The 10413-nt window shown below is 71.2% G+C and carries 14 protein-coding genes and 2 tRNA genes; 11 read left to right on the top strand and 5 right to left on the bottom strand.

The window, feature by feature from the left end; all coding sequences use genetic code 11:
• Positions 1 to 222: hypothetical protein (locus tag AC1DP0_RS11440; protein ID WP_478084690.1), on the top strand; the 222-nt coding region annotated here is incomplete at its 5' end.
• Positions 223 to 275: 53 nt separating this feature from the next.
• Here the strand turns inward: AC1DP0_RS11440 and AC1DP0_RS11445 are convergent.
• Together AC1DP0_RS11445 and AC1DP0_RS11450 are read right to left on the bottom strand one after the other, a co-directional pair.
• Entirely contained in the window at positions 276 to 890 is a 615-nt protein-coding gene (locus tag AC1DP0_RS11445) for an isochorismatase family protein (protein ID WP_478084692.1), read from the bottom strand.
• A gap of 3 nt (positions 891 to 893) precedes the next feature.
• Complete coding sequence (locus AC1DP0_RS11450) at positions 894 to 2144, bottom strand: nicotinate phosphoribosyltransferase (protein ID WP_478084708.1); 1251 nt, start codon at positions 2142 to 2144, stop codon at positions 894 to 896.
• Positions 2145 to 2281: 137 nt separating this feature from the next.
• Between AC1DP0_RS11450 and clpS the strand changes: the two genes are divergently transcribed.
• From clpS to AC1DP0_RS11485, 7 genes are all read left to right on the top strand, one after another.
• On the top strand, positions 2282 to 2587 hold the full coding sequence (gene clpS / locus AC1DP0_RS11455; RefSeq protein ID WP_478084694.1) for an ATP-dependent Clp protease adapter ClpS: 306 nt from the start codon (positions 2282 to 2284) through the stop codon (positions 2585 to 2587).
• Positions 2587 to 3309 carry a DUF2017 domain-containing protein gene (locus AC1DP0_RS11460; RefSeq protein WP_478084696.1) on the top strand — a complete coding sequence of 241 codons (723 nt, stop codon included), beginning with the start codon at positions 2587 to 2589 and terminating at the stop codon, positions 3307 to 3309. The genes clpS and AC1DP0_RS11460 overlap by 1 nt, the downstream gene beginning before the upstream one ends.
• Positions 3310 to 3365: 56 nt before the next feature.
• Positions 3366 to 4133 (top strand): MBL fold metallo-hydrolase, encoded by a 768-nt coding sequence (locus AC1DP0_RS11465; protein WP_478084698.1) that lies wholly within the window; start codon positions 3366 to 3368, stop codon positions 4131 to 4133.
• A 134-nt stretch (positions 4134 to 4267) separates the two neighbouring features.
• Complete coding sequence (locus AC1DP0_RS11470; RefSeq protein ID WP_478084700.1) at positions 4268 to 5137, top strand: aldo/keto reductase; 870 nt, start codon at positions 4268 to 4270, stop codon at positions 5135 to 5137.
• A gap of 122 nt (positions 5138 to 5259) precedes the next feature.
• Positions 5260 to 6033, top strand: coding sequence for a ribonuclease PH (gene rph / locus AC1DP0_RS11475; RefSeq protein WP_478084701.1), 774 nt, complete (start codon positions 5260 to 5262; stop codon positions 6031 to 6033).
• Positions 6030 to 6650, top strand: a complete 621-nt coding sequence (gene rdgB, locus AC1DP0_RS11480) for an RdgB/HAM1 family non-canonical purine NTP pyrophosphatase (RefSeq protein ID WP_478084702.1) — start codon at positions 6030 to 6032, stop codon at positions 6648 to 6650. Before rph ends, rdgB begins: the two co-directional genes overlap by 4 nt.
• Positions 6647 to 8212, top strand: a complete 1566-nt coding sequence (locus AC1DP0_RS11485; protein WP_478084703.1) for a molybdopterin-dependent oxidoreductase — start codon at positions 6647 to 6649, stop codon at positions 8210 to 8212. Before rdgB ends, AC1DP0_RS11485 begins: the two co-directional genes overlap by 4 nt.
• Here the strand turns inward: AC1DP0_RS11485 and AC1DP0_RS11490 are convergent.
• A complete protein-coding gene (locus AC1DP0_RS11490; protein WP_478084704.1) occupies positions 8199 to 8627 on the bottom strand; it encodes a RidA family protein in 429 nt (142 codons plus the stop codon). The genes AC1DP0_RS11485 and AC1DP0_RS11490 overlap by 14 nt on opposite strands.
• A gap of 9 nt (positions 8628 to 8636) precedes the next feature.
• Positions 8637 to 8903: a hypothetical protein gene (locus AC1DP0_RS11495; protein WP_478084705.1), complete on the bottom strand. Its 267-nt coding sequence runs from the start codon at positions 8901 to 8903 to the stop codon at positions 8637 to 8639.
• A gap of 110 nt (positions 8904 to 9013) precedes the next feature.
• Here AC1DP0_RS11495 and AC1DP0_RS11500 point away from each other — a divergent pair.
• The 3 genes from AC1DP0_RS11500 (at position 9014) to AC1DP0_RS11510 (ending at position 9919) form a co-directional block, all read left to right on the top strand.
• Positions 9014 to 9097, top strand: a tRNA-Leu gene (locus tag AC1DP0_RS11500).
• A 68-nt stretch (positions 9098 to 9165) separates the two neighbouring features.
• Entirely contained in the window at positions 9166 to 9639 is a 474-nt protein-coding gene (bcp, locus tag AC1DP0_RS11505) for a thioredoxin-dependent thiol peroxidase (RefSeq protein ID WP_478084706.1), read from the top strand.
• A 28-nt stretch (positions 9640 to 9667) separates the two neighbouring features.
• Positions 9668 to 9919, top strand: coding sequence for a DUF3618 domain-containing protein (locus AC1DP0_RS11510; protein WP_478084707.1), 252 nt, complete (start codon positions 9668 to 9670; stop codon positions 9917 to 9919).
• Between the two features lie 66 nt (positions 9920 to 9985).
• Here the strand turns inward: AC1DP0_RS11510 and AC1DP0_RS11515 are convergent.
• Positions 9986 to 10058, bottom strand: a tRNA-Lys gene (locus tag AC1DP0_RS11515).
• Positions 10059 to 10413: the final 355 nt, after the last annotated feature.

The following is a 10413-nucleotide window of genomic DNA, read 5'->3' on the forward strand; positions in this document are numbered from 1 at the left end:
CACCAGCACGGTCATGGCGACCACCACACCCACGGGGCGTACCCGCACGTGGCTGTGGTGGCTCGCCCGACCGGGGCCGGTGTGTCGTACGCGCTCGTCTACCCAGCGGTCCTCGAGGGCGAGCACGAGCTCTTCCCGCTGCCTGACGGTCCGGTCGTCATGACCGTGACCGTGGCCGGCGGAACGGTCACCCGAGCCACGTGGCCCGTGGGTCGGCCTTGAGTTGATACCGAGATGTGAGCGGCCTTGCCGCTCAACGGTGCTGGCGTATGCCGTCAGCCTTCGACCGTGGGCGCGCCCAGCAGTCGCACGCCCGCCTCCGTGAGCTGTGCGAGAGCCTCGTCCGTCGTCGCGCGAGCCACCCCGGCCGTGAGGTCGAGCAGCACCGTCGTCTCGAAACCTTGACGTCGGGCATCGATGGCGGTTGCCCTGACGCAGTGGTCGGTGGCGATGCCGACGACGTCGACGCGGGAGATGTCGCGCTCCGTGAGCCAGGTCGCGAGCGCCACGCCTTCGTCGTCAGCAGAGCGGCCTTCGAATCCGCTGTAGGCAGCGGCGTGCTCGCCCTTGCGGAAGACGGCCTCGATGTTGTCGAAGGCACCGACGAGGTGGGGGTGGAAGTCGGCGCCGTCGCTGTCGGCCACGCAGTGGACCGGCCAGGAGTCGACGAAGTCGGGAGTGGCCGAGAAGTGCTCACCCGGGTCGATGTGCCAGTCAGCCGTCGCGACGACGTGGTCGTAGTCGGCCACGTGGACGTTGACGTGGTCGCCGATCCGGCGGCCCACGTCGGCGCCGCCCCGGACGGCCAGGGAGCCACCTTCGCAGAAGTCGTTCTGCACGTCGACGATGATCAGGGCCCGTCCGCCATCGCGGCGTGCGGATATGGCCATGGCTCAGTCCTCCTCGTAGATGGTGGGGATCACGGGCTCGCCGCGCGACAGCTGGGCCGCCGCCCGGGGGAGCTCGGCTCGCGAGGCCTCGTGCCGGCTACGCGCCTCGTGGATGTCCTGGTGGTCCACGACCTCACCGGCCCGGACGAGGTCGATCATGAGCGGTCGGTCGTTGCCGTCGTCGCGCGGGTGCTCGCCGATGCCGATGATCTCCGCCTGCGCGACGCCGGAGTCGCTGAGCCGGCGCATGGCCCACTTGCGGCCGCCGACCGACGTCTTGTCCTTGCTCTTCTTGGCCACCCCCTGCATGCGCCCGGACGCGTCCTCGCGCTGGACCAGCTTGTAGACCATCGATGCCGTGGGTGCGCCGGAGCCGGTCACTAGTGCGGTGCCGACCCCGTAGCCACTGACCGGACCGGCCGCGAGACCGGCGATGGCGTACTCGTCGAGGTCGGACGTCACGATGATGCGGGTGTCGGTGTTGCCGGCCGCGTCGAGCTGGGCGCGGACCTCGGTGGCCTGGATGAGCAGGTCACCCGAGTCGAGCCGGACCGCTCCCAGCTCGGGCCCGGCGATCTCCATCGCGAGCGCGACCGCCGTCCTGACGTCGTAGGTGTCGACGAGGAGGGTCGTGCCCTTGCCGAGCGAGTCCACCTGGGCGGTGAAGGCCTCCTTCTCCGAGTCGTAGAGGAGGGTGAAGGCGTGGGCGGCGGTGCCGGTCGTAGGGACGCCGTAGCGGCGTCCGGCCTCGAGGTTGCTCGTCGCCTCGAACCCGGCGACGTAGGCGGCGCGCGCGGCGGCGACGGCCGACTCCTCGTGCGTGCGCCGGGACCCCATCTCGATGCACGGCCTGCCCATGGCAGCCGTCGTCATGCGCGACGCGGCCGACGCGATCGCCGTGTCGTGGTTGAGGATCGACAGGACGAGCGTCTCGAGGATCACGCCCTCGGCGAAGGTCGACTCGACGACGAGGACCGGCGACTGCGGGAAGTAGCACTCGCCCTCGGCGTAGCCGCTGATGTCACCCGAGAAGCGATAGCCCGCGAGCCAGTCGACGGTCGCCCGGTCCACGACCTTCTGGTCGGAGAGGAAGCGCAGCTCGTCGTCGCCGAAGCGGAACTGCCCGAGCGCCTCGAGCACCCGGCCGGTCCCTGCGATGACGCCGTAGCGTCGTCCGTCGGGCAGCCGGCGGGCGAACGCCTCGAAGACGCAACGGCGGTGCGCCTCGCCCGAGGCGAGCGCGGCCTGCAGCATCGTCAGCTCGTAGTGGTCGGTCAACAGCGCCGTGCTCGCGGCGCGGGGGCTCGTCGGGCTCACGAGCCCCACCCTAGGCGCGAACGGGCCCCGGGGACCGTCTGCCCGGCCGACCCCGGTGGTCCTAGGGTGGCCCTGTGACCGCAGCCACGCTCTCCCTCGCTCCCGTCGAGCAGGAGGTGACCTCCACCGAGGACGTCGTCGCCCCCGACGTGCCGTGGGTGACGATCGTCTGGAACGACCCCGTCAACCTCATGACCTACGTGACGTGGGTCTTCGAGACGTACTTCGGCTACGCGCGGGCCAAGGCCGAGAAGCTGATGATGGACGTGCACGTCAAGGGCCGCGCCGTCGTGTCCAACGGTCCGCGCGAGTCCATGGAGCGCGACGCCGAGGCCCTCCAGGGCTACGGCCTCTGGGCGACCTTCGAGAAGGACCGCTGATGGCACGTGCCTTCCTGCGTGAGCACGGTCGCTACGTCGGCCTCCTCGAGTCGACCGAACGCCTCGTGCTCCAGGGACTCATGCAGCAGACGAGGCTGCTCCTCTCGCCCGAGATCGAGCCCACCGGCGACGCGTTCGACGATCTCRTCGCCTCGATGGGACTGTCCCTGAGTGCCGCCGACCAGGCGGCTGCCGGAGCGGACGACGCTGCCGCAGAAGCGGACTCGTCGCCCTTCACCGAGCGCGACCCTGCGTTGGACCGGCTGCTGCCGACGGCGCACCGTGGTGACGGCGAGATCGCCGCCGAGTTCCGCCGGCTGACCGAGGAGGGGCTGCGTCAGCGCAAGAGCGGCAACCTCGACGTCGCGATCGAGTGCGTCGAGCAGGCCGTCGGCGACCGCGTCGTGCTCGACGAGTCCCAGGCGCCGGCGTTCCTCATGGCGCTCACCGACGTCCGTCTCCTCCTCGGCGAGCGAATGGGCATGCGCACCGAGGAGGATGCCGAGGCACTGCACGCCGCGATGGATGACATCGACGACGACGACCCGCTGGGCTATGCCATGGCGTGGTACGACTTCCTCACCTGGCTGCAGGAGACGCTGACCCAGGCGCTCATGGGCGCCGACCTCCGCGACGTCGTGACGGCATACGACGACGACGAGGACGAGGACGACCTCGAGGACCTCCCCGACGAGGGCGGTCCACGGGACGGCTCGGTGTGACGCATCCGACCCGCGGCCACCCGGCCGGCGTCGGTGTGGGCACCTAGGCTCGTCCCGTGGACGTCACGATCGTCGGGTGCTCGGGATCCTTCGCCGGGCCACGCTCGCCCGCCTCGTCCTACCTCGTGCGTGCCGAGCACGAGGGACGCACGTGGAGCATCGTGCTCGACCTCGGCAACGGCGCCCTGGGTGCCTTGCAGCGTCACATCCAGCCGTATGCCGTCGACGCCGTCCTGCTCAGCCACCTCCACGTCGACCACTGCATCGACATGTGCGGGCTCTACGTCATGATGCGCTACGTTCCCGGCGGTCCCGGCCGAGCGACGATGCCCGTGTGGGGCCCACCCGGCACCGGCGTGCACCTCGCCCGTGCCTACGGCAGCGGGGAGGCGGAGGACGTCCTCGGCGTCTTCGACTTCCACGACCTGCGCCACCGCGACCCGGTGACGGTGGGACCGTTCACCATCACTCCGGTCCGCGTCAACCATCCGGTCGAGGCCTACGGCTTCCGCGTGGAGGCGGGTGGCCGGGTCCTGGCCTACACCGGCGACACCGACACCTGCGACGAGCTCGACGAGCTCATGACTGGCGCCCACCTCGTGCTCGCCGACGCGGCCTTCGTCGACGGGCGTGACACCGTGCCCGACGTCCACCTGTCGGGCCGTCGCGCTGCCGAGGCAGCCGTGCGAGCCGGGGGAGTGCGGCGCCTCGTGCTGACGCACATCCCGGCCTGGAACGACCCCGAGGTGTGCCGCGAGCAGGCAGCGGCGGTGTGGCCCGGTGACGTCGAGCTCGCCCAGGCGGACGCCACCTACTGTCTCTGACGGGCCTGTCCCCGACGGTCGCCCGAGTCGGTGTCAGCCGAGAACACCCGGGTATGGGACGTCATGGTGCGGCTCGCGACTCGTCACGTGGCGGGTGCGCCGCCCACCACCGTGACCGAACCAAGGAGGCACCGTTGCAGCAGCGAACCATCGGATCGAGGAAGGTCAGCGCGATCGGGCTCGGGGGCATGCCGATGTCGATCGAGGGCCGGCCCGACGAGGACCGCTCGATCCGGACCATCCACGCCGCGCTGGACGCCGGCGTCACCCTCATCGACACCGCCGACGCCTACCACCGTGACGCCGACGAGGTGGGGCACAACGAGTCCCTCATCGCGAAGGCCCTGTCGTCGTGGTCGGGCAGCACGTCGGACGTCCTCGTCGCGACCAAGGGCGGGCACCTGCGCCCCGGCGACGGGTCGTGGACCCTGAACGGACGCCCGGAGCACCTCAAGGAGGCAGCCAGGGCATCGCTCCAGCGGCTCGGTGGTGACGCCATCGGGCTCTACCAGTTCCACCGTCCCGATCCCGACGTGCCCTACGCCGAGTCGGTCGGTGCCCTCCGCGACCTGCTCGACGAGGGCGTCATCGAGATGGCCGGCATCTCCAACGCGAATCCCGACCAGATCCGCGAGGCGCAGCAGGTGCTCGGCGGCCGGCTCGTGTCGGTGCAGAACCAGTTCTCGCCGGCCTTCCGCAGCAGCCGGGCCGAGCTCGACCTGTGCGCCGAGCTCGGCATCGCCTTCCTGCCGTGGAGCCCGCTCGGCGGCATCAGCAGGGCCGGGGACCTCGGCAGCCGGCACGACGCCTTCGCGGAGGTCGCGACGTCGCACGACGTGAGCCCCCAGCGGGTGGCACTCGCGTGGGAGCTCGCGCTCGCCCCCGTGGTCGTGCCGATCCCCGGCGCCTCGCGTCCGGAGAGCATCGAGGACTCGGTGCAGGCGCTCGACCTCGAGCTGTCCGCCGACGAGGTCGAACGGCTCTCGGCCGAGACGGTCGACTGACCAGACCACCGTCGGGTCACCACGGCCCGGGACGGGTCCGGACGCGTCACGAACGAGGCGTCCGGGCCCGTCCCAGCCCCGCGATTGAGGCCTAACGTGGAGTCATGGCTAGCCTCGAGGGCATGACTGACCGACATGACGGCCGTGCCCCCGACCAGACGCGCGAGGTGCGGATCACCCGCAACTGGCTCGACCACGCGGAAGGCAGCGTCCTCATCGAGTTCGGGCGCACGCGGGTGCTGTGCGCCGCGTCCTTCACCGAGGGCGTGCCGCGGTGGCTCAAGGGCAAGGGCACCGGCTGGGTCACCGCCGAGTACGCCATGCTGCCCCGCGCGACCAACACCCGCTCCGACCGCGAGAGCGTCAAGGGCCGCATCGGCGGCCGCACCCACGAGATCAGCCGGCTCATCGGCCGCAGCCTGCGAGCCGTCATCGACACCAAGGCCCTGGGCGAGAACACCATCGTCCTGGACTGCGACGTGCTGCAGGCCGACGGCGGCACCCGCACGGCAGCCATCACCGGTGCCTACGTGGCCCTCGCCGACGCCATCGAGCACGCCCGCTCGCAGGGCCTCATCGGCAAGAAGGCCCAGCCGCTCACCGGCTCGGTCGCCGCCATCTCCGTCGGCATCGTCGGGGGCCGCCCCGTCCTCGACCTCGACTACCCCGAGGACTCGACGGCCGAGACCGACATGAACGTCGTCATGACCGGTGACGGCCGCTTCATCGAGGTCCAGGGCACGGCCGAGGGCGAGCCGTTCGACCGCGAGCTGCTCGGCCAGCTGCTCGACCTCGCGACGAAGGGCTGCGCCGACCTGACCGACCGCCAGCAGGCCGCCCTGTCAGCCGCGGTCCCGACGTCGCAGGAGACCAGGGACGGCGGGGTGGTCGCGTGACCAAGGTCGTCCTCGCCACCCGCAATCCCAACAAGGTCGAGGAGCTGCGAGAGATCCTCGCCGACGTCAGTGCCGACCTCGGGCTCGAGATCGTGGGCCTCGACGGCTACCCCGAGACGCCCGACGTCGTCGAGGACGGTGTGACGTTCGAGCAGAACGCGATCCTCAAGGCCGCGTCTGCTGCCCACGCCACGGGACTGCCCGCCCTGGCCGACGACTCAGGTCTGGCCGTCGACGTGCTCGGAGGCGCCCCCGGCATCTTCAGCGCCCGGTGGTCCGGAGGCGGCGGCGACCGGGCCAACCTCGAGCTGCTCCTCGCACAGCTCGGCGACGTGCGCGACGAGCACCGTGCCGCGGCGTTCGTCTGCGCCGCCGCGATCGTCCTCCCGGACGGGCGGTCCGCCGCCGAGCTGGGACGGTTCCCCGGCACCGTGGCCCGTGAGGCCAAAGGCTCCGGCGGCTTCGGCTACGACCCCATCTTCGTCCCATCCGACCAGCCGCTCGGCAACGAACGCACACTGGCGGAGTACGACGCGGACGAGAAGAACCAGGTCTCGCACCGGGCACTCGCCTTCCGCGCACTCGTGCCGCACCTGAAGGAGCACCTGAGGCCATGACCACGACCAGCCCGGCCACTCGTCCCGGGACCGCCCCGCAGCAGCCGGTTCGTCCGCTGTGGTGGGGGGCCCTCGACGGGCTGGTGGCGGGGCTGCTCACGGTCGGGCTCGCGACGCTCGCTGCGTCGGTCCTCACGGCGGTGGGCCAGTCGTCGGGACAACCGGCGCCGATCGCGGCGGTCGGGGGCGCCTTCATCGACCGGACGCCACCGTGGCTCAAGGACTTCGCCGTCACGACGTTCGGCACCAACGACAAGCGGGCCCTGCTCGTGGGGACGGTCCTCGTGCTCGCGCTGGCGTGCGCCGCCATCGGCGTCCTGGCCAGCCGTCGCCTCGTCACGGGGCTCGTCGCCTTCGCCGTCGTCGGCGTCGTCGGTGCGGCAGCGGTGCTCAGCCGGCCGGGTGCCGGGCCGGCCGACGTCCTGCCGACGATCCTCGGCACCGCCGCGGGCCTGTGGTTCCTCAGTCGCTCCGCGACACCGTCGACGAGCGCACCCGGTGCCGCGAACCCCGGCCGGCGCTGGCTCATCGGCGGAGCGGTCGGTGCGGTGGCGGCATACGCCGGCAGCCTGCTCGGAGGCGGCTCCGCGGCCGCGACGGTGTCCCGCGACGCCCTGAAGAGCACTCCGCTCAAGGGCACGAAGCTGGCCATCCCCGCCGGCGCCGACCTGAGGCTGCCGGGCCTGACCCCCTACATCGTCCCGAACGCCGACTTCTACCGCATCGACACCGCCATCGTCGTTCCCCGGATCGACGCCGGTGAGTGGAAGCTCAAGGTCACCGGCATGGTCGAGCGTGAGATCGAGATCGACTGGAAGACGTTGCAGGACAAGCAGATGCAGGAGGCGCTCGTCACCCTGACCTGCGTCTCCAACGAGGTCGGCGGTGACCTCGTCGGCAACGCCGTGTGGACCGGATGGCCGGTGCGCGAGCTGCTCGCCATGGCCGGTCCCAAGGCGGGCGCCGACATGGTGCTGCAGACGAGCATCGACGGCTTCACCGCGTCGACCCCCCTCGGCGCCCTCACCGACGACCGCAACGCCCTGCTCGCGATCCGGATGAACGGCGAGCCGTTGCCCTTCGAGCACGGCTTCCCCGTCCGCGTCGTCGTGCCCGGGCTGTACGGCTACGTCTCGGCCACCAAATGGGTCACCGAGCTCAAGGTGACGACGTATGCCGCCGACGTGGCCTACTGGACGCCGCGTGGCTGGTCGGCGACGGGGCCGATCAAGACCGCCTCGCGCATCGATGTCCCCCAGGCCGGAGCCGTCGTCAAGGCGGGCACCGTCGCCGTGGCCGGCGTCGCCTGGGCGCAGCACACGGGCATCTCCAAGGTGGAGGTCCAGGTCGACCAGCAGCCCTGGGCCGAGGCGCGCCTCGCAGCGGACGCGAGCATCGACACGTGGCGGCAGTGGGTCTACGAGTGGGACGCGACCCCCGGCAGCCACGACGTCCGCGTGCGCGCCTACGACGCCAAGGGCCGGGTGCAGTCCCCGCTCGAGGCGCCGCCCGCGCCCGACGGCGCCACGGGCATCCACGTCGTCAACGTCAGGGTGGAGTGACGCCCGAGGACTCGGCGGCCGCGGCCGAAGCGCCGGAGCCCACGACCGCCTCCGCCTCGATCTCGACGAGCAGGTCGGGGTYGATGAGGGCGGTGACCTGGACCATGGTCGACGCCGGCCGTACGTCGGCGAAGACCTCACCGTGCGCCCGACCGACCGCCTCCCAGTCGCGGATGTCGGTGACGAACATCCGGGTCCGCACGACGTCGGCGGGCGACGCGCCGCACGTGGCGAGCGCCTCGACGACGATCTCGAGCGCGACGCGCGCCTGCTCGTAGGCGTCACCGGCGGCGACGACCCTGCCCTCGCGGATCGCGGTGGTGCCCGCCACATGGACCGTGTCGCCCACGCGGACGGCGCGGGAGCAGCCGACGACGCCCGCCCACGCACTGCCCGCTCCGACGTGCTGCGTCATGCTCGCAGGCTAGTCCCGCTCCGGGAGCCGGGACCTGCGTTCAGCGCCTCGGGTGGGAGGTCGGGACGGGAGGGTCCGTCCGGCTGCGCTGGCGCTGTCCAGCGAGCCGGCGGGCAGGAGGAACCAGTGCCGGGCGATGCACGCGACACGGACGTGCTCGACCGGGCCTCCGGTGCTGTCGAGCACGGCCCGCTCCGTCACCTCGGCAACGGCGCCGCACTCAGGGCACGTCGTCGTGTCGAGCGCCGGTCCGCTCGTGCTGTTGTGCTCGTCCACGAGACACCTCCTGCTCCGTCCGTCCTCGAGAACGTCTTCAGGACGGAGGCGGGGGCGCGACGCTTGATACCGCCGGGTGGCAACTACAGTGGGGGCCGCGCACCCCGCGAGCGGACGTGGTGGAACTGGTAGACACGCAGGATTTAGGTTCCTGTGCCCTAGGTGTGCGGGTTCGAGTCCCGCCGTCCGCACCAGGCAGCCTCGCCCGACCACGGCCGGAACGGGTACGAGCCCGCTGCACGAGACGACGAAGGAGCAGATCGTGACCGCACGACTAGAGCCGGGACAGCAGGCGCCCGCCTTCAGCCTGACCGACGATGCCGGCCAGACCGTCAGCCTCGCTGACTTCGCCGGCCGCAAGGTCATCGTCTACTTCTACCCGGCCGCCATGACCCCCGGCTGCACCAAGCAGGCCTGCGACTTCAGCGAGTCGCTCGACTCGCTGAGGAAGGACGGCTACGAGGTCGTCGGCATCTCCAAGGACAAGCCGGCCAAGCTGGCGAAGTTCCGCGAGCGCGACCAGCTCACCATCCCGCTCCTCAGCGACGAGGACCTCCGCGCCCACACGGCATACGGCGCCTGGGGCGAGAAGAAGCTCTACGGCAAGACCGTCGAGGGCGTCATCCGGTCCACCTTCGTCGTCGACGAGGAGGGCAAGGTCAGCCACGCGTTCTACAACGTCAAGGCGACCGGCCACGTGGCCAAGCTCCGCCGCGACCTCGGCATCGCCGACTAGAGTCTCCCCCCACCCGAAAGGAAGCCAGATGAGCGACACCGCAGGCATCGAGCAGGACATCCAGGCCGCCCGCGCGCGCCTCGAGGGCACCGTCAACGAGCTGGCCTACCGCGCCCAGCCCCAGGTCATCGCGCAACGGCAGCTCCAGGGCCTCAGGCTGCGTCTCGATGCGGCGACGCACACCGAGGACGGCGAGCTGCGTATCGAGCGCGTCGTCGCCGTCGTCGCGGCCGTGGTCGTCGTCGTGGTCGGCGTGGGCCTGCTTCGCCGCCGACGCTGAGCCGCGCCGCACCACCGGGGAACGAGAAGACCCCCGTTCGGAGTGATCCGAACGGGGGTCTTGGAGTGCGCCGCCAGGGACTCGAACCCCGAACCCAGTGATTAAGAGTCACTTGCTCTGCCAATTGAGCTAGCGGCGCAACGAGGGGAAACGTTAGCAGTCGTCCGGGGCCGGGACAAAATCGGTCGGGACGAAGCATCCCCGGGCCCGAGTCCAGGAGGCCGGACGGCTGGGCGCCTCGGTGCTGCGGGCGGATTCGTCGGCCTACGGGGTCGCGCTCAGGGTCGAGATGAGCGTCAAGGCGAGACTCGCGACGATGACGCCGACGATGACGCCGACCGTGATTCGCTGGGCCGTCTTGTTTCTCATGAGCATGTGCCCATTGTGGTGCATCAGGGCACCTGGGCCGGTCAGGGCCGCTGGAACGACCGTGGCCGGTGCCCCTCGCGAGGGGCACCGGCCACGGGATCGTCCTGCCGAGCAGGACCATGGGG

Source organism: Terrabacter sp. P5_B1, from assembly GCF_056400505.1.

Coding starts and splice junctions, on each gene's coding strand:
- AC1DP0_RS11510 (WP_478084707.1), top strand. CDS start 9,668: ATGAGCGACACCGCAGGCATCGAGCAGGACATCCAGGCCGCCCGCGCG.
- AC1DP0_RS11445 (WP_478084692.1), bottom strand. CDS start 890: ATGGCCATATCCGCACGCCGCGATGGCGGACGGGCCCTGATCATCGTC.
- rph (WP_478084701.1), top strand. CDS start 5,260: ATGACTGACCGACATGACGGCCGTGCCCCCGACCAGACGCGCGAGGTG.
- AC1DP0_RS11485 (WP_478084703.1), top strand. CDS start 6,647: ATGACCACGACCAGCCCGGCCACTCGTCCCGGGACCGCCCCGCAGCAG.
- AC1DP0_RS11450 (WP_478084708.1), bottom strand. CDS start 2,144: ATGCTGCAGGCCGCGCTCGCCTCGGGCGAGGCGCACCGCCGTTGCGTC.